Annotated in this window: 19 protein-coding genes; 6 read left to right on the plus strand and 13 right to left on the minus strand. The window is 64.4% G+C overall.

Features of this window, described 5'->3' with window-relative positions:
• Positions 1-3 precede the first annotated feature (3 nt).
• Complete coding sequence (locus tag CAG44_RS20760; RefSeq protein ID WP_085692894.1) at positions 4-1,104, minus strand: efflux RND transporter periplasmic adaptor subunit; 1,101 nt, start codon at positions 1,102-1,104, stop codon at positions 4-6.
• A gap of 285 nt (positions 1,105-1,389) precedes the next feature.
• Here CAG44_RS20760 and CAG44_RS20765 point away from each other — a divergent pair, with 285 nt between their 5' ends.
• Positions 1,390-6,885 carry a DUF5801 repeats-in-toxin domain-containing protein gene (locus tag CAG44_RS20765; protein WP_256576767.1) on the plus strand — a complete coding sequence of 1,832 codons (5,496 nt, stop codon included), beginning with the start codon at positions 1,390-1,392 and terminating at the stop codon, positions 6,883-6,885.
• A 288-nt stretch (positions 6,886-7,173) separates the two neighbouring features.
• Here the strand turns inward: CAG44_RS20765 and CAG44_RS20770 are convergent, their stop codons facing one another.
• Positions 7,174-7,890 (minus strand): response regulator transcription factor, encoded by a 717-nt coding sequence (locus CAG44_RS20770; protein ID WP_085587698.1) that lies wholly within the window; start codon positions 7,888-7,890, stop codon positions 7,174-7,176.
• A gap of 427 nt (positions 7,891-8,317) precedes the next feature.
• Between CAG44_RS20770 and CAG44_RS20775 the strand changes: the two genes are divergently transcribed.
• Complete coding sequence (locus CAG44_RS20775) at positions 8,318-8,959, plus strand: TetR/AcrR family transcriptional regulator (protein WP_085587648.1); 642 nt, start codon at positions 8,318-8,320, stop codon at positions 8,957-8,959.
• Positions 8,960-9,124: 165 nt separating this feature from the next.
• Here the strand turns inward: CAG44_RS20775 and CAG44_RS20780 are convergent, their stop codons facing one another.
• The gene (locus tag CAG44_RS20780; protein ID WP_085664583.1) at positions 9,125-9,901 is read right to left on the minus strand and encodes a class I SAM-dependent methyltransferase; all 777 of its coding nucleotides are present in this window, start codon (positions 9,899-9,901) and stop codon (positions 9,125-9,127) included.
• A gap of 103 nt (positions 9,902-10,004) precedes the next feature.
• On the opposite strand from CAG44_RS20780, the gene CAG44_RS20785 reads away from it, so the two are divergent.
• On the plus strand, positions 10,005-10,625 hold the full coding sequence (locus CAG44_RS20785; protein WP_025337950.1) for a hypothetical protein: 621 nt from the start codon (positions 10,005-10,007) through the stop codon (positions 10,623-10,625).
• A 12-nt stretch (positions 10,626-10,637) separates the two neighbouring features.
• On the opposite strand, the gene CAG44_RS20790 is transcribed toward CAG44_RS20785, so the two are convergent.
• From CAG44_RS20790 to ppc, 7 genes are all read right to left on the minus strand, one after another.
• The gene (locus tag CAG44_RS20790; protein WP_085692895.1) at positions 10,638-11,327 is read right to left on the minus strand and encodes an extensin family protein; all 690 of its coding nucleotides are present in this window, start codon (positions 11,325-11,327) and stop codon (positions 10,638-10,640) included.
• Positions 11,327-12,157, minus strand: coding sequence for an oxaloacetate decarboxylase (locus CAG44_RS20795; RefSeq protein WP_085692896.1), 831 nt, complete (start codon positions 12,155-12,157; stop codon positions 11,327-11,329). The genes CAG44_RS20790 and CAG44_RS20795 overlap by 1 nt, the downstream gene beginning before the upstream one ends.
• Positions 12,158-12,185: 28 nt before the next feature.
• Positions 12,186-13,055 (minus strand): DUF72 domain-containing protein, encoded by an 870-nt coding sequence (locus CAG44_RS20800; protein ID WP_085618272.1) that lies wholly within the window; start codon positions 13,053-13,055, stop codon positions 12,186-12,188.
• A 3-nt stretch (positions 13,056-13,058) separates the two neighbouring features.
• On the minus strand, positions 13,059-13,349 hold the full coding sequence (locus tag CAG44_RS20805; RefSeq protein WP_085692897.1) for a hypothetical protein: 291 nt from the start codon (positions 13,347-13,349) through the stop codon (positions 13,059-13,061).
• Between the two features lie 131 nt (positions 13,350-13,480).
• On the minus strand, positions 13,481-14,155 hold the full coding sequence (gene tsaB, locus CAG44_RS20810) for a tRNA (adenosine(37)-N6)-threonylcarbamoyltransferase complex dimerization subunit type 1 TsaB (protein ID WP_085692898.1): 675 nt from the start codon (positions 14,153-14,155) through the stop codon (positions 13,481-13,483).
• 241 nt (positions 14,156-14,396) lie between these two features.
• Positions 14,397-15,047 (minus strand): adenylate kinase, encoded by a 651-nt coding sequence (adk, locus tag CAG44_RS20815; protein ID WP_003259830.1) that lies wholly within the window; start codon positions 15,045-15,047, stop codon positions 14,397-14,399.
• 257 nt (positions 15,048-15,304) lie between these two features.
• Complete coding sequence (gene ppc, locus CAG44_RS20820) at positions 15,305-17,932, minus strand: phosphoenolpyruvate carboxylase (protein WP_085692899.1); 2,628 nt, start codon at positions 17,930-17,932, stop codon at positions 15,305-15,307.
• A gap of 283 nt (positions 17,933-18,215) precedes the next feature.
• Between ppc and CAG44_RS20825 the strand changes: the two genes are divergently transcribed.
• The 3 genes from CAG44_RS20825 (at position 18,216) to CAG44_RS20835 (ending at position 20,091) form a co-directional block, all read left to right on the plus strand.
• Positions 18,216-18,560, plus strand: coding sequence for a type 1 pili tip component (locus tag CAG44_RS20825; RefSeq protein ID WP_013971223.1), 345 nt, complete (start codon positions 18,216-18,218; stop codon positions 18,558-18,560).
• 275 nt (positions 18,561-18,835) lie between these two features.
• Positions 18,836-19,249 carry a DUF4398 domain-containing protein gene (locus tag CAG44_RS20830; RefSeq protein WP_003258911.1) on the plus strand — a complete coding sequence of 138 codons (414 nt, stop codon included), beginning with the start codon at positions 18,836-18,838 and terminating at the stop codon, positions 19,247-19,249.
• Positions 19,250-19,299: 50 nt separating this feature from the next.
• On the plus strand, positions 19,300-20,091 hold the full coding sequence (locus CAG44_RS20835; protein ID WP_025337942.1) for an OmpA family protein: 792 nt from the start codon (positions 19,300-19,302) through the stop codon (positions 20,089-20,091).
• Positions 20,092-20,337: 246 nt separating this feature from the next.
• Here CAG44_RS20835 and CAG44_RS20840 read toward each other — a convergent pair whose 3' ends face one another.
• Genes CAG44_RS20840 through CAG44_RS20850 form a run of 3 tightly spaced genes read right to left on the minus strand, consistent with a single transcriptional unit; the run spans position 20,338 to position 22,833 of the window.
• The gene (locus CAG44_RS20840; protein ID WP_003252219.1) at positions 20,338-20,664 is read right to left on the minus strand and encodes a hypothetical protein; all 327 of its coding nucleotides are present in this window, start codon (positions 20,662-20,664) and stop codon (positions 20,338-20,340) included.
• The gene (locus CAG44_RS20845; protein ID WP_085692900.1) at positions 20,661-21,584 is read right to left on the minus strand and encodes an alpha/beta hydrolase; all 924 of its coding nucleotides are present in this window, start codon (positions 21,582-21,584) and stop codon (positions 20,661-20,663) included. Before CAG44_RS20845 ends, CAG44_RS20840 begins: the two co-directional genes overlap by 4 nt.
• Complete coding sequence (locus tag CAG44_RS20850) at positions 21,556-22,833, minus strand: flavohemoglobin expression-modulating QEGLA motif protein (RefSeq protein ID WP_085618263.1); 1,278 nt, start codon at positions 22,831-22,833, stop codon at positions 21,556-21,558. Before CAG44_RS20850 ends, CAG44_RS20845 begins: the two co-directional genes overlap by 29 nt.
• Positions 22,834-22,984 lie beyond the last annotated feature (151 nt).

Raw genomic sequence — 22,984 nt, forward strand, 5'->3', positions numbered from 1 at the left:
GACTTACTCCTTGGCCGTCAGGTTCACTACGCGGTTGGTACGGTCCACGGGGCGTATTTCCTGGCCCTCGCGCAATACATGGCCACCCGCGGCGACGACCCAGTCGCCGGGGGCGAGGCCTTCGAGCACGGGTACGCTGTCGGCGCCGTAGGGCCCCAGGCGCACCACTGCCCGCTCCAGGCGGCTGTCCTTGTTGACCCGCCAGACGTAGGCCTGGCCGTTTTCCGCAGTGACTGCCGACAGCGGTACCGCCAGCGGGATCAGCCCTTCGTGGGCGATGAACACCCGGGCGCTCTGGCCCAGCTCCGCCGGCGTGGCGGCCGTGGTAAAGGCGATGCGGGCAGCGAAGGTGCGCGAACGCGGGTCGGCGGCCGGTGACAACTCGCGGATACGCCCCTGGAAGCGCTCTTGCGGGTGCGACCACAGCTCCACGCTCACCGGCTGGCCCACGGCGAAGCGGGCGAACTGCTGCTCCGGCAGGCCGATGGCCACTTCCCGCTCGCCATCGGCGGCCAGGGTGAACACGGTCTGCCCTGCGGCGACCACCTGGCCCACTTCCACCTGGCGCTTGGCGATCACCCCGGCCTGGGGTGCGCGCAGCACAGCGTATTCAGCCTGGTTGCCAGCCACGTCGAACTCGGCCTTGGCCTGTTTCAGCCGGGCCAGGCCGGCGCGGTAGAGGTTTTCGGCGTTATCGAACTGGGAATGGCTGACCATCTGCCGGTCCAGCAGCTTCTGGTAGCGATCGCGCTCGGCGCGCACCAGCGACAGGTTGGCCTCGGCGGCCGCCAGCTGGGCACGGTTGGCTTCCAGTTGCAGGCGCACATCCTGCGGGTCCAGCTCGGCCAGCGGCTGGTCGGCCTTGACCCGCTGCCCTTCCTCGACCAGGCGCTTGTTGACCTTGCCGCCAATGCGGAAAGCCAGTTCCGGCTCGAAGCGCGCCCGCACTTCGCCGGGGTAACTGTCGGCAGCGGCTTCGGCCGGCTGCGGCTGCACCACCAGCGCCGGGCGCGGCACAGCAGGTGGGGCGGCTTCCTGGCCGCACGCCGCCAGCAACAGCACGGCAGCGGCGGACAGAGCGATGGACAAGGCATGGCGCAACATGATGAATCCTTTCGCGGAGGGCACATTCAATATTTGTACTGGAGAGTATATTAAGTCAGGCAACGGATGCCGGGAAGAGGCTGCAGCCGAATACGACAGGCGCGCGCTGAACGGCAGGGGACCGTGCGTCTTCGGCCTCCCGGCGCCAGTGCCATGTAGTCCGATACTCCCACCCCGCCTGGGAGTATCAGCCGATGCGCGGCTCATGGCGCTTCGCCATAGTTGAAGCCTGTAACTGGGGCCTGCGATCTGGCCTCGACAACCGGCAGTGCCTGGGAGAGAGCCATGACTATTCGCAAGAAGAACGCCTCGCCAACGGACAAACACAGCAGCCCCTCCGGCGACGACCTACCCCCCATCTCCTCACCAACCGTTACCACCGACCTGAGCGACTATAGCCCTGGCAGCACTGCCACCATCACGGCCAGCGGCTTTGCGGCGGGAAGCACGGTCGCATTCGAGGTGGACCATGTCACGGACGCCGGTGCGGACAAGCTGTGGGGCACCCCCGACGATGTACTCGCCACCAGCTCCGGCGAAGGTCACACCCCCTGGTACGTGACCGACGGCGGCGCTGACGATCTCGACGGCCAGGTCAACGGCAGCATCACCACCTCGTGGTACGTCAACCCCGACGACTCGGCGGGCGCCACCTTCCTGCTCAGCGCGACGGCCGCGGGTGCCGACCAAGTGTTAGGCAGTGCTGACGACGTGATGGCCACGGCCTCGTTCACAGACAGCGCGCCGATCATCACCGCGACCGGTGTGAGCGTGACGCTGGACGAAACGGCCGCGTTGCAGAACGGCACAGCCACAACAACCCCGGCCTCGGATGCCGACGACAACGACATCCTGGTGGCGTCCCTGCCCTCCGCCTTTTCGACCCGCTTGACCACACTGGGGGCCGGTACCCCGGCAGGTGCCGCCTTGAGCGGCTATACCGGCGCCGTCGGCAACACCGGGAGCAATGCGTTCAGCATCACCCCGGTATCGGGAGGCAGCATCACCGACATCAGCTTCACCGACAGCGCTGGCGCGCCTCTCAATGGCTTGGACAGCGGGCTGGATACCCTCAATGGCGTCGATATCCTGCTCTACACCGATACCAACAACAACATCGTGCTGGGCCGCGCTGGCGGGCCGACAGGCGCGATCATCTTCGCGGGCTATATCGAAGAAACGGGATCGCCCGTCAGCGGCGGCAAGATCTGGACGGTGGAATACCAGCCGCTGAAGCATCCGGACACGAGCAACCCCGACGACACGCTCAATCTGCTGAACAAGGTGTTCATCGGCACCAACCAGGATCTGGCATTCAGCCTGGCCAACGCACCCTCCGGCCAGAACCTGTTCCTGATGTTCACCACCGCGAACCCGACCGTCGTCAATGATGGCGGCATCCTGCGCATCACCGACCCGACGATCATCGCCACCGGCAAGGACCCGGCCGACCAGTCGAGCGGTGCCAACATCACCACGGGCGATACGATCAATACCAGCCAGGCGGGCGGCCCGACCACCTTCGGCACCAACAACCAGATGATCGTGGAACAGGAAGGTGTCCGTTTTACCTTTGTCACCGGCGCCCGGCAGAATGTGACCATTCCCAACCTGGACCAGAACGAAGCGGATATCGAAGCTAACGTCGACTTCACCGCCGTGTTCAATGCAAAGTCGGCCACGTTCGATGTCGTGCAGTTGCAAAGCGGCAAGAGCGCCGTGGTCAGGATCAGCGCCTTCAGCACCGCCGCTGAACCTGGCGTGAATTTCGTCAATGGCTACGCCAACGATGCCACGGTGGCGATCACCAACGTTCGCGTCATCAATATCGCCACTGGCCAGGTGATCGAGAACTCAAACGGGTCGGTGAATGACCCGAGCATCGTCATCAGCTTTGCTTCCGGCGTCGCCACCCTCACCGGCATCAAAGCCGGCCAGAAGATCGAGTACACCACCACACAGGATCACAACCGCGTACTCGTCGAGAATGGGGCCGCCGTCGACGCCAAAGGCAATGAACATGCCGACTTCGATATCGGCGGTTTCATGCTGCGCCAGGTTTCTACCGCAACCGCCGAAATCGGCTCCAAGATGAGCTTCGAAGACGATGGGCCCAGTATCAGCGCCACGGGTACGGAACCGGTCCTGACTGTCGATGAAACAATCCTGGCGACCGACGCCACGCAGAGCTTCGCCGCCAACTTCACCTCGGCCTTCGGCGCCGATGGCGCCGGTACGCTCACCTACGCCCTGGGCGTGGTGGCGGGTGCCTCCGGCCTGACCGACACGGCCACCGGCGAGGCGGTCAACCTGTCGCTCAATGGCACCGTGGTGGAAGGCCGCACGGCCACCACCAACCTTCTGGTGTTCACCGTCAGCGTCGCCAGCAACGGTTCCGTTACCCTCGACCAGCTCCGCGCCATCGTGCATCCCGACACCAACAACCCCGATGACTCGAAGACCCTGACCTCCGACAACCTGGTGACCTTGACCGCGACCAAGACCGACAAGGACGGCGACAGCGCCCAGGCTACCCTCAACATCGGCCAGAACCTGGTATTCAAGGATGACGGCCCGAGCATCAGTACCACCGGCACTGAACCGGTCCTGACCGTCGATGAAACGGACCTGACGACCAATGCCACGCAAAGCTTCGCCGCCAACTTCACCTCGGCCTTCGGCGCCGATGGTGCCGGTACGCTCACCTACGCCCTGGGCGTGGTGGCAGGCGCCTCCGGCCTGACCGACACGGCCACCGGCGAGGCGGTCAACCTGTCGCTCAACGGCACCGTGGTTGAAGGCCGCACGGCCACCACCAACCTCCTGGTGTTCACCGTCAGCGTCGCCAGCAACGGCGAAGTCACCCTCGACCAGCTTCGCGCCATCGTGCACCCCGACACCAACAACCCCGATGACTCGAAGACCCTGACCGCCGACAATCTGGTGACCTTGACCGCGACCAAGACCGACAAGGACGGCGACAGCGCCCAGGCCACCCTCAACATCGGCCAGAACCTGGTGTTCAAGGATGACGGCCCGAGCATCAGCACCACCGGCACGGAACCAGTCCTGACCGTCGATGAAACGGACCTGACGACGGACGCCACCCAGAGCTTCGCCGCCAACTTCACCTCGGCCTTCGGCGCCGATGGTGCCGGTACGCTCACCTACGCCCTTGGCGTGGTGGCAGGCGCTTCCGGCCTGACCGACACGGCCACCGGCTCGGCAGTCAACCTGTCGCTCAATGGCACCATAGTGGAAGGCCGTTCGGCCGTCGGTAACCATCTGGTGTTCACCGTCAGCGTCGCCAGCAACGGCGAGGTCACCCTCGACCAGCTTCGCGCCGTCGTGCACCCCGACACCAACAACCCCGATGACTCGAAGACCCTGACCGCCGACAACCTGGTGACCTTGACCGCGACCAAAACCGACGGGGATGGCGACAGCGCCCAGGCCACCCTCAACATCGGCCAGAACCTGGTGTTCAAGGATGACGGCCCGAGCATCAGCACCACCGGCACGGAACCAGTCCTGACCGTCGATGAAACGGACCTGACGACGGACGCCACCCAGAGCTTAGCCGCCAACTTCACCTCGGCCTTCGGCGCCGATGGCGCCGGTACGCTCACCTACGCCCTGGGCGTGGTGGTAGGCGCTTCCGGCCTGACCGACACGGCTACCGGCTCGGCAGTCAACCTGTCGCTCAATGGCACCGTGGTGGAAGGCCGTTCGGCCGTCGGCAATCACTTGGTGTTCACCGTCAGCGTCGCCAGCAACGGTTCCGTTACCCTCGACCAGCTTCGCGCCATCGTGCATCCCGACACCAACAACCCCGATGACTCGAAGACCCTGACCGCCGACAACCTGGTGACCTTGACCGCGACCAAGACCGACAAGGACGGCGACAGCGCCCAGGCTACCCTGAACATCGGGCAGAACCTGGTGTTCAAGGATGATGGCCCGAGCATCAGCACCACCGGCACGGAACCAGTCCTGACCGTCGATGAAACATTCCTGGCGACCGACGCCACCCAGAGCTTCGCCTCCAACTTCACCTCAGCCTTCGGTGCCGATGACGCCGGCACGCTCACCTACGCCCTGGGCGTGGTGGCCGGCGCCTCCGGCCTGACCGACACGGCTACCGGCTCGGCAGTCAACCTGTCGCTCAACGGCACTGTGGTGGAAGGCCGTTCGGCCGTCGGCAACCACCTGGTGTTCACCGTCAGCGTCGCCAGCAACGGCTCCGTTACCCTCGACCAGCTTCGCGCCATCGTGCACCCCGACGCCAGCAACCCCGATGATTCGAAGACCCTGACCGCCGACAATCTGGTGACCTTGACCGCGACCAAGACCGACAAGGACGGCGACAGCGCCCAGGCCACCCTGAACATCGGGCAGAACCTGGTGTTCCACGATGATGGACCCACACTTGCCTTCGGCAACCTGATCGGAACCGGGAGTATCCTGCCGCAATATGGGTTCTGGAACAGTACGATCGGCGCCGACGGCCTGGGAACGACCGGTCTGGACATTTCGCTGGTGGGTGGCCAGTTCACGCTGGTCAGGCCAGACAATACCACCACGACCGGCACCGGCACACTCACCGAGACGTCGCCTTCGCCCGACGCCAATGGTGCGTTCCACTTCACCGGCACCCTGACCGGGGACTTCGACAATAACGCCACAACGGCCAACACCACGATCGACTACACGCTGACGGCCTTTGCCAATGGCAGCTATACACTGGACCTGGTGCAAGGCTTCAGTTCGGTCACCACGCTCAGCAGTGCCGACGGTTCGCTCGATGCCGGCGGCCCGGACGCTGTGCGCACCCTGCTGATCCCTAAAACGAATGACCCGACCATTCCATCGGCATCCGAGGAGATCGTGTTCTTCTCCGCCAAAGCACTCGCCTCGACGGCAGACATCTTCACCGGCATAGGCCTCGGGGCCCCCGACCCGACCGAAGCTTCGCTACAGACCAATCCCCTGCCGTCGTACATCGACCCTGCGGCCATGAACGTCAGCACGTCCGGCATCGGCGTCGCCAACAACCTGCTCCAGGGCGACAACCTGGCAGCGATCAGCGCCGCCGATGAGAGCTTCGTGATCAACCCGGAGACGCTGCTGACGGGCATCAAGGTCTTCATCGACAACTCCGTAGCGGGCTACAACACCGCGACCGAAGACCTGTACTACCGGATCTACTACGCGGATGGGACGACATCGAACCTGACCGAGGTGAATACCCTGACACCAGAGGCTGGCGGTCAGGTGTCGTTCCTGATCCAGAAGGAAGGTTCGTCACTGATTGACGCAGTGCAACTGACGATGGGGCGAGGCGACATCAAGATCCCGGTGATCGAGTTCATCAAGGAAACCGAGAACCTGGCCAGCGACGTCAAATTGCAGTTCAGTGCGACGCTGACGGACAAAGATGGCGACTCCGCGAGTAGCACGTTCGACGCCAACCTGTTCGCCAACGAACCGGACAACGCACCGTTCGACTTCACCCTGGTTGGCACGACCGGCCAGCGCGATGCCTTCAACATCGACCTGTCGACCGATCAGCTCCTCTACCAGGTCAGCGGGTTCGATGCTGGCGCGGGGCAACGAGACACGCTGGTGCTCAATGGCGATCCAAATGCCGTCGTCCAGTCGATCGACAACAATGGCGCAGACAGCATCGTGACCATTGCCGAATCCGGCGGGCAGACGACGACCATCACCCTGGTCGGGGTCGATATCGTCAACAACGACATCTTCAATGGCAGCGCCTGAAACATTGCGTGCGTGAAAACCTGCGAGGGTGGCCTGGAAACCACCCTTGCAGCGTAATGCCAGTCAGTTAAGCGATTTGGGGCCGCTTTGCGGCCCATCGCCGGCAAGCCGGCTCCCACAGGTATGGCGCAGACCTCAAGATTTTCGCGGTCCCTGTGGGAGCCCGGCTTGCCGGCGATGGGCTGCGCAGCAGCCCCAATGACGCTAACTGACTGGCATTACCTTCGCAGCGTGTTCTTTTGCAGGATACGACAAGCTTCGCCCCCAAAGGCCCTGGCCACTGGGTATTCAGTCCATCTCCCCCCATGTGGACGCAGGCGGCTCTTCGCCACCGGTGAGTCCGTGCCGCACCGCATACATCAGCAAGTCGATGCGGTTGGTGAGGTTGAGCTTCTGATAGATGCTGCTGAGGTGATTGTGCACGGTGTGCTCGCTGATACCCAGGCGGCCGGCAATGCACAGGTACTTGGCGGACGGGTCACCAACGATGGCGCGAACGAGTTCCCGCTCGCGCAACGTCAGCCGTGCATGTTTCGCCTGCGCCGGATTGCACCTGAACGGTATATGCCTGGCCGAGGCATAACCGGAAAGCCCACTGACCCAGGCTCTGTCCAGCCTGATGTCGCAATGGTGGACTTTGATGATGGCCTGGATAATCGACTCCGTTGAATCCTCGGCCAGCACGATGCCAAGCGCGCCCGCCTCGATGGCCTGGGCAACGGGGACGGTCTCGTACACCCCCTTGAGCACCAGCACTTTCATTCCGCCAGTGCGCGCGAGTTCGGCAACTACCCCGAGCGGGTCCAGCGCATCTGGAAAAAAGCTGAAGAAAATGACATCGGGCCGCAATTGATCGGCAAGATCCAGTGCATGGGTATAGGTAGTGGCCTGGCCACTCACTTCCATACGGGGTTTTCTGGCATTTATCAGGTCGTGAAGCCCCAGCAGCATCAGAGGCCGACAATCGATCAGCATCACGCGTATCATTTTTACAGGGTCCGGCATCATCTTCCTGCCTCCCATGAAAACGCTCCATGTCCTCCCCTTGTAAGCCTTCTCCTACAGGCCCTTCAGCGGAGTCTAGGTCAGCGCGCGGACTGACAGGCCCTTGCGCCGTAAGGCAGCGCCTCGAGGCGCATGTGCATCGGCGCCTCAATTACCGCGCCCCGGGCCTGAAAATCAAGGACTTAGACTTGTCGCCCCCTCCCCTCGGCGCATTTCTGCACCAGACGAAAAGTCAATTAAACGACGAATGGTGCGAACTTACGAACGCTAAAATGATCCCGTCAATTTTTCGCCATGCGTTGGGCTTTTGTTGCACTCGATCTCCTACCTCACTGTCGATCAGCTTTTCGCTGACAAACAGCAGGTTTTGCCCGCAGGCTTTAGCCGGATGGCGCCTGACCCGTTAAGATGGTGTTTCTTCAACCAGATGCAGACCACAATGTCCAACGACGCCCCCATCAGCCCGGGCCGGCCCAAGGATCTGGCCAAACGCGAGGCGATTCTCGAAGCAGCCAAGGCCCTGTTCCTCAGCCTTGGCTACGCCAACACCAGCATGGATGCGGTCGCTGCGGCGGCAGGTGTTTCAAAGCTCACCGTATACAGCCACTTCACCGACAAGCAGACGCTGTTCTCCTCGGCGGTCATGGCAACCTGCCAGATCCAGTTGCCCGACCTGCTGTTCGAGTACCCCGAGGGGGCGCCGGTGGAAGAGGTGCTGCTGACCATTGCCCGTGGCTTCCAGGCACTGATCAGCAGCGATGAAGCGGTCAAGCTCAGCCGCCTGATCATGGCCCAGGGCAGCCTGGACCCGAGCTTTGGCGAGTACTTCTACGAAGCCGGGCCCAAGCGCGTGCTGGCGGGGATGGAAGCTTTGCTGCGCGGGGCGCACGAGCGCGGGCTGCTGCGCATCGACAACCCGCTGCGTGCGGCGGAGCACTTCTTCTGCCTGGTCAAGGGCGCACCGGATTACCGGTTGCTGCTTGGGTGCGCGGGGCCGCTGGAGGGGGATGAGGCCGAGGCGCATGTGCGCGAGGTGGTAGGTGTGTTCCTGCGGGCGTTCCAGCCCTGAGACATCAGGCTGCCAGGACTGGCCCCATCGCCGGCAAGCCGGCTCCCACCTTGATCGCACTGTCCTCAAGGCCTGAGCAGTACCTGTGGGAGCTGGCTTGCCGGCGATAGGGCCCTTACAGGCAACATAAGATAGTTGCTCCTACAGGATACCGAGGCTCTCAGGTCAGGCCTTGAGGGCCTTCTTCGGGTAAATGTCATACCGGCTCGACTTGCCCTCCAGGCTGTGGCTCGGCTTCGGCCCGTCGATGATCGGCGCCTTGCGCGGCCGCTTCACCACCACCCGGTGGCTGGCCAGCGCCAGGGCAGCTTCGAGCAGGGCCGGGGCATCCAGGTCATCACCCACCAAGGGCCGGAACACACGCATTTCCTTCTTCACCAGCGCACTCTTGTCCCGGTGCGGGAACATCGGGTCGAGGTAGATCACCTGTGGCGCCTCGCCCTCCCAGGCGCGCATGCGCTCGATGGCGTTGCCGGTCAGCAGGCGCATGCGCCCCACGATCGGCCCCACCTCTTCATCCGACCGCGCCCGCGCCAGGCCATCCTCCAGCAACGCGGCAATCAGCGGCTGGCGTTCGATCAGGGTCATCTGGCAGCCCAGGCTGGCCAGCACGAATGCGTCCTTGCCCAGCCCGGCAGTGGCATCCAGCACCTGCGGACGCACGCCCTGGGCAATGCCCACCGCCTTGGCGATCATCTGCCCGTTGCCACCACCGAACATGCGCCGGTGCGCGGCCTGGCCTTCGACAAAGTCGACCCGCACCGGCCCCGGGGCCTGCGGGCCCAATTGCTGGATCTGCAAGCCATCAACGCCCACCTGCACGGCAAACCCGGCAGCATCGTCCAGCAGCGGCAACTCAAGGCGCTGTGCCCATGCAGCGGCTTGCGCCTCGAATTCAGCCGACAGCGCCTCGACCCGGATACCTGTGCCCTGCTCTTCCATCATTCACACCTAGAAATTGAACCCAGCCGTTAATGTATCGGCTACTTCGGCCGATACAGGCAATATCCCGCTATTCTGCCAGAGCACAACGCGCGCGACTGCCATGTCAGATACTCTTCCCATCGGCTTGACCTACCTGTCGCCTGTCGGCAACTACAGTCAGCACAACACCCAGGCACTCGGGGGCGTCAGCCACCTGTGGCAGGATTTCTTTGCCCGGGCCATGGCCGAGCAGCAGGAAGAGCCGGTAGACAGCGTCAGCCAGTCGTTCGTGCAATACGACCAGAGCAGCGGCGAGCCGATCGGCGGCGCCCGTGCGCTGGCCCTGATCGACGCCCAGCGGGCCTGCCCGGTACACGACACCGAGGTGGCACCGCCCGAGCCACTGTTCCTGCCCAAGGCAGAACTCGAAGCCAACCTGCTGCCGCCCGCCCCCGAGCCGTTCAGCGCAGTCGAGTTGATCGAGCAACAGCGCCAGCTCGACATCAGCAACAGCTGGCTACGCCCGGTGGTGATGAGCCAAGGTCACCCGATTGCCGAACCCGGCCCCGGCCCTACCCCACGCTCGCTGTTCCTGCCGATCGCCGAGTTCGAGACCAACCTGCTGGACCCGGCGCCCGAACCGTTCGATGACGCCACCCTGGCCAAGCAGCAGACCGACCTGGAGTTCGACATCCACTGGGCACGCCCGGTGGTGCTGAACAACGTGCGCGCCCACGCCTGAACGCGCCCACGCTCAACGACAGATCTGCCAGCGGCCCATGTCCACATGAAAGTGGTTGTGGTGTGCAGCGTTGTAGTCCGGCCCCAGTACCGTGCTGAAGCTGTCACAGGCCGCCTGCTGCACCTGACGAAGGAATTCCGCTTTCTGCCCGCCCGCCTGCCAGTCCCGCGCAAGGACGATGCGCTGGCCGTCCCGCAGACGAAAGCCACTGATGTCCAAGGCATCGGCCGTGGCGTGCTGGCTCAGCCGGCCCTGCTTGCGGTGATAGACATTGCGGCAGGCAAAACTGCCCAGGTGGTCGACCTGAGCCACCGGCTGCCCCAACACCCGTTGCGCCACAGGCTGCAGGCCATGGTTTTCGAACAGTGCATACGCCACTGCCAACGAACAACTGGCCAGGAAGCTGCCGCCGAGCCGCGCCTGACCACCGTCGATACGCCATACGTTCCGCAATGGGCAGTCGGCAGCAGTCGAACTGTCGGCTTGTGCCCGGTAGCGCAGCTGGCTGGTTTGAAGTGCCAGGCGACACAGCGTCGGGTCATCGCGAAGGCGGGACAGCTTGTAGGGGGTCAGCAGGTTGGGGGGCTGACGCACGTCCAGCGGCGCCCACGGGTTCCACGCGGCGGGCAGCTGCCAACCCAGGTGCCAGGCCAGCCCCGCAAGCAACGACAGGCCTGCCAGCAACGCCAGCACGGCCCTCATCAGCGGCGGAACAGGTCGTTGAGTTGGGCGAACGGCAGCGCCTGCTCACCGTAGCCGAAGGTGCCCTCATCGCGAATCTCCAGCGCGGCCCGATGGAAGGCCCCCAACGCGGCACGGGCAAGCGACGAGCCGACGCTGATGCGGCGTACACCCAGGTCCTGCAACTGGTTGACGCTCAGCGACACGCCCGCCATGCCCATCAGCACATTCACCGGCCGTGGCGCGACGGCCTGCACCACCGCGCGGATTTCCTCGACAGTACGCAGCCCGGGCGCATAGAGCACATCGGCACCGGCCTCGGCATAGGCCTGCAGGCGCAGGATGGTGTCGTCCAGGTCCATGCGCCCGTGCAGCAGGTTCTCTGCCCGGGCGCACAGGGTGAACGGGAACGGCAGGCTGCGTGCGGCCTGCACGGCTGCGCGCACACGCTCTACTGCCAGCCCGAAATCATAGATCGGCGTATCGCTGTGACCACTGGCATCCTCGATAGAGCCACCCACCAAGCCGACTTCGGCGGCCCGCAGAATGGTCTGGGCGCAATCTTCGGGCAGGTCGCCAAAGCCGTTCTCCAGGTCAGCGGCCACCGGCAAAGGGGTGGCATCGACGATCTCCCCGGCATTATCAAGGGTATCGTCCAGGCTCAAGGCGCCTTCGGCGTCCGGACGGCCCAGGCTGAAAGCCAGGCCTGCACTGGTGGTGGCCAGCGCCTCGAAGCCCAGGCTGGCCAGCAACTTGGCCGAGCCGGCATCCCACGGGTTGGGGATGACGAAGGCGCTGTCACGCTCGTGCAGGGCCTTGAAGGCTTCGGCTCGCAGGGTTTGCACATCCATGGTTCAACCTCCGGCAGTCAGGGAAAGGTCAGAGTAGCCCCAGTTGTTCGACCTCGGGGGTGCGCGGCAATTCCGGCAACGCGGCAAGGCCCGGCAGGCGCTGCATCAGGCGTTGGTGAAAGCGCTGGGCCAAGGCCGCTGCCAGGCGGTTGTCCGAGGTGTGCAGGAAGATGTAGGGGTTGCGGCCTTCCTCGACCCAGGCAGCGACCTTGTCCACCCAGGGGGTAAGAAAGGCCTCGTTGGCCTCCAGCTGCGGGTGGCCGATGAAGCGCACCTGCGGGTGCTGGCTGAAGGCTGCCGGGCGTGGCGGCACCTTGGGCTTCTTCGCCTGCGCATGCAGCACGGCGGGGTCACGAGAGGTACAGCTGAACAAGGCGCGCGGGTCGAGGCAGATACGCTCCACGCCACGCTCATGCAGCAGGCGGTTGAGCAACCGCTCTTCTTCACCCTTGGCGAAGAAGGCCTGGTTGCGCACCTCCACGGCCACCGGCACTCCGACTTCGTCAAGGAAGTGGCAAAGCTCGCCCAGCCGTGCGGGGCTGAACTGGGCCGGCAACTGCAGCCAGTACGGCGCTACGCGCTGGCCCAGCGGGGCCATCAGGCGGGTGAAGTCAAAGGCCGGTTCCAGCTGATCGCGCAGGTCGCCTTCATGGCTGATGTCCCGGGGGAACTTGGCAGTGAAGCGGAAGTGTTCGGGCATGATCTGCGCCCAGCGCGCAATGGTGCCGGGTGCGGGGCGTGCGTAGAAAGTGGTATTGCCCTCGACGGCGTTGAACACCTGGCTGTAGTAGCCGAGCATTTCACTGCTGTTGGCGTCGGCGGGATACAGGTAGTCGCGCCAGGCGTTTTCGCTCCATGACGGGCAACCGAGAAAATAAGGCAGTGGTGATGGACTCATCCACTAAATGTACAGGTCGAGCCCCAGCACTTCCATGTCCCAGTCGGTAAAACCGGCGGTGCTCAGGTAGCTGGCCAATGCGGTAGCGGTGCGGCGGTCACGGGCGCGGGGGAAGATCATGTCCTGCTGGCGGGCTGGCAGGCCACCGCTGCGACGGCGGGCGGTGGCTTCCTGAGGGGTGGTTTCGACCTCCTCGATCACCTCGGCATCATCGATGGCCTCGTCACGCACCGCTGCCTTGCGTGGGGTGCGCTTGATCGGGTAGGACTGCGATGAGAAACCGTCGATACGCATGGCATGAGCACTCAGAACCAATGATGGCAATTTAGCAGCATCAGGGTTCCATCGCTAATGCTCGAGTGATAACTGGACCACAGATCGCGCAAAAGGTTTTAGTGTCATCGGCGATAACCGACGAACAACACTCAGCGCTTCTTGGGTGTCGCTACATTATCGCGCAGGTAGACCGGTTGCGCCTGTTCGGCAGCGATCGCCTCGCCGCGTGCCCAGGCAAAGCTGGCCAGGCTGAGGATATCCAGGGCGTTGGGCAAGGCACTGGCATTGCTGGCTGCCACCTGCACCGCCAGGCGCTCGGCATAGCCCCAACCGGTACCGGCACCGAACCACTCGCCAGCGCTGCCCGCCGGCAGCGCCACCTGCTCGGGCGGCAGCACTGCCTCGTGGCCAACCAGGCGCATTTCGCCCTCGGTGGCCTGATAGCAGCCCCAATACACTTCATCCATGCGCGCATCAATGGCGGCCGCCACTTGCTGCACGCCGTGCTCGCGCAGCGCGCCCTGGGCCAGTGCGGCCAGGTTGGACACCGGCAAAACCGGGCGCTCCAGGGCGAAGGCCAGGCCCTGGACCACACCGATGGCAATGCGCACGCCGGTGAATGCGCCCGGGCCACGGCCAAAGGCGATGGCATCCAGCGCATTCAGCGCCACGCCGGACTCGGCCAGCAGCTGCTTGATCATCGGCAGCAGCTTCTGGGCATGCATGCGCGGGATCACCTCGTAATGGCTGGTTACCTTGCCGTCATGCAGCAGTGCGACGGAACAGGCTTCGGTGGCGGTATCCAGGGCCAGGAGGGTGGTCATCGAACGGGTATCCAGGTACTAGGGGGAAAAGAGCGGCAGTATAGAGCAGCGGCGGCGTTGTGTCCCGAAGGGGCCGCTGTGCGGCCCATCGCCGGCAAGCCAGCTCCCACAGGGACTGCACATGGCTTGAAATCGATGCAGTCGAGGTGGGAGCTGGCTTGCCGGCGATGGGCTGCGTAAGCAGCCCCAAAACAACAACGGCCCGCAAGCGGGCCGTTGTCGAGGTGCGTCGGGCGCTGGATCAGCTCAGGGCTGCCAGAACCTTGGCGGTGATGGCTTCGACCGAGCCGACGCCTTCGATGTGGCTGTACTTCGGCTTGCCGGCATTGGCGGCGGACAGCTTCTGGTAGAAGTCCACCAGCGGCTTGGTCTGGCTGTGGTAGACCGACAGGCGATGGCGAACGGTTTCTTCCTTGTCGTCATCACGCTGGATCAGGTCTTCACCCGTCTCGTCGTCCTTGCCTTCCACTTTCGGCGGGTTGTACTGAATGTGGTAGGTGCGGCCCGAGGCCAGGTGCACGCGGCGGCCAGCCATGCGGCCGACGATTTCCTCGTCGTCCACGGCGATTTCCACCACGGCGTCGATGTCGACACCGGCAGCGACCATGGCTTCGGCTTGCGGGATGGTACGTGGGAAGCCGTCGAACAGGCAGCCCTTGGCGCAATCAGGCTGGGCGATGCGCTCCTTGACCAGGCTGATGATCAACTCGTCGGAGACCAGCTGGCCGGCATCCATGACTTTCTTCAGTTCCAGTCCCAGCGGGGTACCGGCCTTGACGGCGGCACGCAGCATGTCACCGGTGGAAATCTGGGGGATACCGAACTTTTCGGTGATGAACTTTGCCTGAGTACCTTTACCGGCCCCGGGAGCTCCCAGCAGAATTACGCGCATCTCGTGCTCCTCAAATTTTTTTATGAAATTCAATGGATTCGGCGACCAGGGCCAAGTCCGGAAAATCGGGTATGACCATAAATCGGTCAGAAGGCTGCTCAAGATACACAGCGCCCGGCAGCCAGACAAGCGTCCCAAAGTTGCAGGAATGCGCCACCTACGGCTGGCCTGGCAGGCGGTTGCGCCCGGCGCAACCACCCTCTTCGCCCACTTGCATCCCCCGCACGGCACCTGCCCTGTGCGCCCCGGGCCTACCCTCAGCCGGTGTTGCGCAGGCCGGCTGCAATACCCGCCACTGTCACCAGCAAGGCCTGCTCCAACGGGCTGTCCAGAGCGGCTTCGCGGCTGCGAGAGCGGGCCAGCAACTCGGCCTGCAGGCGGTGCAACGGGTCCAGGTAGGTGTTGCGCAGGCTGATGAATTCCAGCGTCTCGGGGCTGTGCGCCAGTAGCACCGGCTGCCCGGTAAGGCCCAGTACCACCTGGCACGACTGCGACAATAGGTCGCGCAGGTGCGCACCCAAAGGCAGCAGGTGCGGTTGCACTAGACGTTCGTCGTAGGCCTCGGCGATCTGCGCATCGGCCTTGGCCAGCACCATCTCGAGCATGTCGATGCGGGTGCGGAAGAACGGCCATTGCTCGCGCATCTGCGCCAGCAGTTCACCCTGGCCACGGGCCAGGGCATTGTTCAATGCCGTTTCCCAGCCAAGCCAGGCCGGCAGCATCAGGCGGGTCTGGGTCCAGCCGAAGATCCAGGGGATGGCCCGCAGGCTTTCGATGCCACCGGCGCGACGCTTGGCCGGGCGGCTGCCCAGCGGCAGGCGCCCCAGTTCCTGCTCCGGGGTGGACTGGCGGAAGTACTCGACAAAATCGGGGTTCTCCCGCACCACGCCGCGGTAGGCCTTGACGCCATCGGCGGCCAGTTGGTCCATCACCTCGCGCCAGGCCGGCTGCGGTGGTGGCGGTGGCAACAAGGTGGCTTCGAGCACGGCGGCCAGGTAGAGGTTCAGGTTCTGCTCGGCGATGCCCGGCAAGCCGAACTTGAAGCGGATCATCTCGCCCTGCTCGGTAGTGCGGAAGCGTCCGGCCACCGAACCCGGTGGCTGCGACAGGATCGCCGCGTGGGCCGGGCCACCGCCGCGGCCTACCGTGCCGCCACGGCCGTGGAACAGCAGCAACTCGACCTGGTGCTCGGCGCAGATACGCACCAGGTTTTCCTGGGCCCGGTACTGCGCCCAGGCTGCAGCCGTGGTACCAGCGTCCTTGGCCGAGTCGGAATAGCCGATCATCACTTCCTGCGGGCCGCGCAGGTTGGCGCGGTAGCCTGGCAGGCCGAGCAGGCGCTGCATCACCGGGCCGGCATTGTCGAGGTCGGCCAGGGTCTCGAATAGCGGCACCACGCGCATGGGCCGAGTCAGGCCGGCCTCCTTCAGCAGCAGCTGCACCGCCAGCACATCCGAGGCAGCACCGGCCATGGAAATGACGTAAGAACCCAGCGAGGCGGCCGGTGCGGCAGCAATTTCCCGGCAGGTGGCCAGTACCTCGGCGGTATCGGCCTGCGGCTTGAAGTGCGCGGGCAGCAGTGGCCGGCGGTTTTTCAGCTCGGCCTGGAGGAACTCGATGCGCTGCTCTTCATCCCAGTCGGCATAGCGCCCCAGGCCCAGGTAGTCGGTAATCTCGCTCAACGCATCACGGTGGCGGGCGGCGTCCTGGCGCACGTCCAGGCGGCCCAGGAACAGGCCGAAGGTCACGGCGCGGCGCAGGCAGTCGAGCAACGGGCCTTCGGCGATCACACCCATGCCGCAGGCGTGCAGGGACTGGTAGCACAGCTCCAGCGGCGCGATCAGGTCGCGGTTGTCCACCAGCACCTCGGCGCTGGCCGGCTGGCTGCTGGTCAATGCCGAATGCGCCCAGGCGCGCGTCGCCCGCAGGCGATCGCGCAGTTGCTTGAGCAGGGAACGGTAGGGTTCGGCACTGTCGCCGACCCGCTCGCGCAGGGCATCGTCGGCCTGCTGCATGGACAACTCGGACGCCAGCGCATCGATGTCGCGCAGGAACAGGTCGGCAGCCATCCAGCGCGCCAGCAGCAGGACTTCGCGGGTGACCGCTGCGGTCACGTTGGGGTTGCCATCACGGTCACCGCCCATCCACGAGGCGAAGCGGATCGGCGCCGCCTCCAGCGGCAGGCGCAGGCCGGTAGCCTCCAGGAGGGCCTTGTCGACCTTGCGTAAATGGCTGGGGATGGCGTGCCACAGCGAATGCTCGATCACCGCGAAGCCCCACTTGGCTTCGTCCACCGGCGTCGGTCGGGTGCGGCGGATTTCTTCGGTGTGCCAGGCCTCGGCGATCAGCCGGCGCAGGCGCTCGCGCACCTGCTGGCGTTCGGCCGGGGTCAGGTCGCGGTGGTCCTGGGCTGCCAGTTGGCCGGCGATGGCGTCGTACTTCTGGATCAGGGTGCGGCGGGCCACTTCGGTGGGGTGAGCGGTGAGCACCAGCTGGATGTCGAGCTTGGCCAATTGCCGGGCCAGGGCATCATTGCTGTGCCCGGCCTGCTTCAGGCGCGCCAGCAGCTCGGGCAGCACCCGGGCCTCGAACGGCTCGGGCTGGTCGGCGTCGCGGCGGCGGATCAACTGGTACTGCTCGGCCATGTTGGCCAGGTTGAGGAACTGGTTGAAGGCCCTGGCCACGGGCAGCAAGTCTTCATCGGCCAGGTCCGCCAGGGTCGAGCTCAGTTGCTCGCCGGCGCTACGGCGGTCGGCCTTGGCACTGTGGCGGATGTCCTCGATCTTCTGCAGGAACGCCTCGCCATGCTGCAGGCGAATGGTATCGCCAAGCAGTTCACCCAACACATGGACATCTTCACGCAAACGCACATCGATATCGGTCATTGGCCCTCTCTCCGGCGCGGCTCTGGCGCATTGCATCCCTTTTTCAGCCTTTACGCGAGCCCCTGTGGGAGCGGGTTCACCCGCGAAGCATCCAGCGCGGTGGCTGGCACCGGCTGCGCCGGTGTTCGCGGGTGAACCCGCTCCCACAGGGGTGCGCGGTATTCGCCCCAAGAGTGCCCACAGCCAGGCGCCGATGGCAAGCCGTGATCGGCCAAAGCAAACTAAAGTGAAAGCACGACACTCCCATGCAATGCAGCCCTTTCAGGCGTCAACAGAGGTCATCATGAAAATCCGTGAACTCGCCCAGCACTGGGAACAGAATGCCGCCGGTACCCTCAGCCCCACGGGCCATGTCCTGCATCTGGACCTTGAGTCCGAAGCGCGCCTGGCCGCGCTGATCGACATGTACCCCAAGCGCACCGCCGAGGAACTGCTCGGTGAGCTGGTCGCGGCAGCCCTCGAGGAACTGGAAGCCAGCTTCCCCTATGTGCAAGGCCGTCAGGTCATTGCCACCGACGAGGAAGGCGACCCGCTGTACGAGGACATCGGTCCTACACCGCGCTTTCTGTCACTTTCGCGACAGCATCTGCACGCCCTGAGCAACCCAGCAGCCGACAGCGAGAAGTAACCCGCCGCCCCCGCTCCGGGCCTGGCAAAGGCCCGAAATACCGCTACGCCCCGCGAAAGTTCCGGGCGAATCGCACTGACCGATTAGTCAGAAATAGTTATCCGCTCAGGATGATTTTTTCTGAACTATCCGAAAAACGCGTCAGTCACAGCCAATAGCCATCACGCTAAAACCCTGCACACCTGCCGTTGTGCACCGTTGAGCTGAAGCGCGTGCACGTGTCAGGGAACGAGCGATGGACTGCTACGGACAACGTCGTAAACAGGAGTGATCCAATGGAACTGACCACCAAGAACACCCGCATCTACAAACCCTCATCCACTCATGTGCGCGGGTTCAAGCTGGCAGCGCTGGCCCTGGGCAGCAGCCTGGTCCTGGCCGGCTGTGCGGGCAACCCGCCTACCGAGCAGTATGCAGTCACCCAGTCCGCCGTGAACTCCGCCGTCAGCGCTGGCGGCACCGAGTTCGCCGCCGTGGAAATGAAAGCGGCACAGGACAAGTTCAAGCAGGCCGAGATCGCCATGCATGACAAGAAGTACGACGACGCCAGGCGCCTGGCCGAACAGGCCGAGTGGGACGCCCGCCTCGCCGAACGCAAGGCCCAGGCGGCCAAGGCCCAGAAGGCCGTGCAGGATGCCCGCCAGGGCGTTCAGGACGTACGTGAGGAAGGCCTGCGCAGCGCTCAGTGAGCCCTGCCCCGCCCACCTCGGCCTTCGCACACGATCAAAGGATGAACACTATGCGCAACTACGTCATGATTCCCGCCCTGCTGGCCCTGAGCGTCGGCCTTGCTGCCTGCTCGCACGACCCTAACGCCAACCTCGAATCGGCCCGCACCAACTTCTCCTCGCTGCAGAGCGACCCGCAATCGAGCAAGGTTGCCGCGCTGGAGACCAAGGACGCCCAGGACTGGCTGAACAAGGCCGACAAGGCCTACATGGACCGTGAAGACGAGAAGAAGGTCGACCAGTTGGCCTACCTGACCAACCAGCGCGTCGAAGTGGCCAAGCAGACCATCGCCCTGCGCACAGCCGAAGGCGAACTGAAGAACGCCTCGGCCCAACGCGCCCAGGCCAAGCTGGACGCCCGCGACGCACAGATCGCCAAGCTGCAGGACAGCCTCAACGCCAAGCAGACCGACCGCGGCACGCTGGTCACCTTCGGTGACGTGCTGTTCGACTTCAACAAGGCCGAACTCAAGAGCAACGCCTACCCGAACGTCACCAAGCTGGCGCAGTTCCTCCAGGAAAACCCGGAACGCAAGGTAATCGTCGAGGGTTACACCGACAGCGTCGGCTCGGCCAACTACAACCAGGGCCTGTCGGAGCGCCGCGCCAACAGCGTGCGCATGGCACTGGTACGTGCCGGCGTCGACCCGGCGCGCATCGTCGCCCAGGGCTATGGTAAGGAGTACCCGGTAGCGGACAACTCGAGCAATTCGGGGCGTGCGCAGAACCGTCGGGTGGAGGTGACCATCTCCAACGACAACCAGCCGGTGGCGCCGCGCTCGGTGAGCCAGGTACAGCAGTAAGGCTGGCTAGCTGAACTGACAAGCCCCGCGATCGAAGCGGGGCTTTCTTTTGTCTGTTCCGGCCTCTTCGCGGGCACGCCCGCTCCCACAGGTACGGCGCCAGTTTCGAGCTTTGCGCGATCCCTGTGGGAGCGGGCGTGCCCGCGAAGAGGCCAGTTCAGGCAGCAGATATCTTGAGCTTTGCACAGTCCCTGTGGGAGCGGCTTTAGCCGCGAAAGGGCCAGCACAGGCAGCAGAGATAATGGCTCACTGCACCTGCTGCGGGGTTTCCTCGCCCATGCAACGCACCGCGCGCTTGCGGTTGTCCACCAGCACCCCGGTCAGGCCTTTCTGCTGGGTGTCGAACAGCACCAGCACGCCATCGACGCATTGGGCCACTTGTGGTGCCGGGTCCAGCGAGACCTTGTAGTCCTCGCCAGGGATGGTCTTGAGCATGGTGAAGTCCTGCAACAACAGGGCATCCTCGGGCTTGGCGAAATGCAGGTAACCGTAGTACCACAAGGCCCCCACCGTCACGATGATGCTGCCGACACCGGTCAGGATCAGCGGGATGGCGTTGCGTTCTTCACTCATTGCTTGTTCTTCTCGTCAGGGTAATTGGGTACTTCGGCCAGCCGCCGCAGGCCGTTGAAATGGCTGGGGTCGTCAAGGAAACGCAGCATCACCTGGCGCCAGGTCGGGTCGGCGAAGGTCTGCACGTGGCCACCGCGGGTCAGTTGCAGCACCCGCGGCGCTGGCGCGTGCTGGTACAGGCGGATGCCGTTGTCCATCGGCACCAGGGTGTCGTCGATGCTGTGGAAGAACAGCTTGGGCGGGCTGCTCAGCTGCTCGATCGAGCGGATCGCGCTGTCACCGTCCGGCACCAGCCACGACAGCGGCACCTGCAGCGGCCAGGTCATCCACGAGGTGCTTAGGGCAAAGCGCCCGACCGCACGGTAACTGGCCGGCACACCGTCGAACACCAGGGCACTGAAACGCTGGCGCTGCTCCGGGTGGGCCGCCAGGTAGTGAATGGCCATGGCCCCGCCAAGGCTCTGCCCCAGCAGTACCAGCGGCTTGCCCTTGACCTCGGGGGCCTGCTCCAGCCAGGCCATGGCCGCGGCGATGTCCTCGTACACCTCGGGCAGGCTCGGCTCGCCCTGGGAGAGGCCATAGCCGCGGTAATCGATCATCAACACCTGGTAACCCTGCTCCGGCAGCCAGTAGCTGCCGCCCAGGTGCCCAGGCAGGTTGCCGCCATTGCCATGCAGGTGCAGCACCGTGCCCTTGACCTCGACCCCGGCCTTGGCCGGCAGCCACCAGCCGTGCAGGCGGATGCCATCAGCAGTGGTCAAGGTGACATCGCGGTACTCGAGCTTGGCCCGCTCGGGCGTGAACGGCTGGCCGCGCTCGGGATAGAACAGCAGGCTGCTGCAACCGCCCAGGCCCAGCAGGATCAAACCCAGGGCCAGCAGGCGGCAGCACTCAGAGAATGTTCGCGTAATCGGCTTCAATGCGGTCCAGGCTCAAGTGGTTGAGGAAGTTGGAGAAGCACATCCAGGCCGACAGCGCGTTGAGGTCGCGGAACTGCTCGGGCAGGTACTTGGGCGGCTCGACCAGGCCTTCCTCGACCAGCTGTCGCAGGGTACGCATGTCTTCCAGGGTGGTCTTGCCGCAGAACAGCAACGGGATCTGTTCGAGCTTGCCCTTCTTCACGGCCAACTGAATGTAGTTGTAAACCATGATGAAGCCTTTGAGGTAGGACAAGTCCTTGGTAAATGGCAGGCCATTGGGCACCGACCCACGGAACACCCGGCTGGCGTTGCTGTAGCTCTGCGCCATCTCGAACCCCTGCTCGCGGAAGAAGTTGTAGATCTGCATGAAATCGGCACCCTCCTCGACCATGTGGATGGCGCGGGTGCGATTGGTGAGCTTGCGCAGGCGGCTGGGGTAGGAGGCGAAGGCGATCACCTCCATGAGGATGGCCAGGCCTTCCTGGGTCACCGTCGACGAGGGCGGGCCCTTGGCCAGGAAGGTACAGATCGGCTGGTTCAGGCCGTTGAGCGTGGTGCCGACATGCACCAGCCCTTCGTGCACCTCCAGGGCGCGCACGTCACGGGCGTTGAACATGGCGTCGGCACGCACCTTGATGTAGTCGGCCCCGGCTGCGGCATCGGCGACGATGCCGTCGGACTCGAACACACGGATGGTCCCCTCGGCCTCGCCGAACACCTTGTTCAGCCGGTGCTGGAGGATTTCCACGGCCTCCTTGGCGGTGAGGTTCTTCGGTTCGTCCTTGAGGTCGCCACGGCCATCGATGTTGTTCAGGTAGTCCGACAGCATCAGGCCGAGGTCGGCCAAGGTCGGATCACCAGCGTGGAAGGCATCGGAGGCAGCGCCGTACAGTTCCTGGGAGATCAGCCCGAAATCCTCGGTGCCGCGCGCTTCGAGCATGCGCACCACCATGCGGTATTCGCGGCACATGCGCTTCATGATCTGCCCGACCGGGTTGAACTGGCCGAGCTGGCGAATGATGTCGCGCTCGATGCCCTGGAACTCGGCCTTGACCGCGCTGGAATCGAACGCCAGCGGGCGCGACTGGTAGTAGGCACGGTCGACGGCCGGCGGCTCCTTGCCCTTGGCCTTGAGGAAACCCTGGCGGATATTGTCGTCCCACTTCACCGCGTCCAGAACCCGGATCGGGGTCTGTGCCGCAACGATTCGGTCGGACAGGGCACGGATGGTTTGCTGGTATTCGTCCACCGGGGACTCCTTTCTAGTACAGGAAACCTGTACCGGCCTCTTCGCGGCTAAAGCCGCTTGTATGGTGATACTCGAAGGGGTGGTGGGACGAAAAAGCCGAATCTGACTGTTCACAGCAGTACAGACCGTGGGAGAACTCGCCCCACCCCTT

The organism is Pseudomonas sp. B13(2017) (assembly GCF_002113245.1).
Classification (GTDB): Bacteria; Pseudomonadota; Gammaproteobacteria; order Pseudomonadales; family Pseudomonadaceae; genus Aquipseudomonas; species Aquipseudomonas putida_Z.

Coding starts and splice junctions, on each gene's coding strand:
- CAG44_RS20790 (WP_085692895.1), bottom strand. CDS start 11,327: ATGAGGGCCGTGCTGGCGTTGCTGGCAGGCCTGTCGTTGCTTGCGGGG.
- CAG44_RS20830 (WP_003258911.1), top strand. CDS start 18,836: ATGGAACTGACCACCAAGAACACCCGCATCTACAAACCCTCATCCACT.
- CAG44_RS20800 (WP_085618272.1), bottom strand. CDS start 13,055: ATGAGTCCATCACCACTGCCTTATTTTCTCGGTTGCCCGTCATGGAGC.
- adk (WP_003259830.1), bottom strand. CDS start 15,047: ATGCGCGTAATTCTGCTGGGAGCTCCCGGGGCCGGTAAAGGTACTCAG.
- CAG44_RS20760 (WP_085692894.1), bottom strand. CDS start 1,104: ATGTTGCGCCATGCCTTGTCCATCGCTCTGTCCGCCGCTGCCGTGCTG.
- CAG44_RS20780 (WP_085664583.1), bottom strand. CDS start 9,901: ATGGAAGAGCAGGGCACAGGTATCCGGGTCGAGGCGCTGTCGGCTGAA.
- ppc (WP_085692899.1), bottom strand. CDS start 17,932: ATGACCGATATCGATGTGCGTTTGCGTGAAGATGTCCATGTGTTGGGT.
- CAG44_RS20775 (WP_085587648.1), top strand. CDS start 8,318: ATGCAGACCACAATGTCCAACGACGCCCCCATCAGCCCGGGCCGGCCC.
- CAG44_RS20805 (WP_085692897.1), bottom strand. CDS start 13,349: ATGCGTATCGACGGTTTCTCATCGCAGTCCTACCCGATCAAGCGCACC.
- CAG44_RS20840 (WP_003252219.1), bottom strand. CDS start 20,664: ATGAGTGAAGAACGCAACGCCATCCCGCTGATCCTGACCGGTGTCGGC.
- CAG44_RS20785 (WP_025337950.1), top strand. CDS start 10,005: ATGTCAGATACTCTTCCCATCGGCTTGACCTACCTGTCGCCTGTCGGC.
- CAG44_RS20825 (WP_013971223.1), top strand. CDS start 18,216: ATGAAAATCCGTGAACTCGCCCAGCACTGGGAACAGAATGCCGCCGGT.
- CAG44_RS20765 (WP_256576767.1), top strand. CDS start 1,390: ATGACTATTCGCAAGAAGAACGCCTCGCCAACGGACAAACACAGCAGC.
- CAG44_RS20835 (WP_025337942.1), top strand. CDS start 19,300: ATGCGCAACTACGTCATGATTCCCGCCCTGCTGGCCCTGAGCGTCGGC.
- CAG44_RS20770 (WP_085587698.1), bottom strand. CDS start 7,890: ATGCCGGACCCTGTAAAAATGATACGCGTGATGCTGATCGATTGTCGG.
- CAG44_RS20795 (WP_085692896.1), bottom strand. CDS start 12,157: ATGGATGTGCAAACCCTGCGAGCCGAAGCCTTCAAGGCCCTGCACGAG.
- tsaB (WP_085692898.1), bottom strand. CDS start 14,155: ATGACCACCCTCCTGGCCCTGGATACCGCCACCGAAGCCTGTTCCGTC.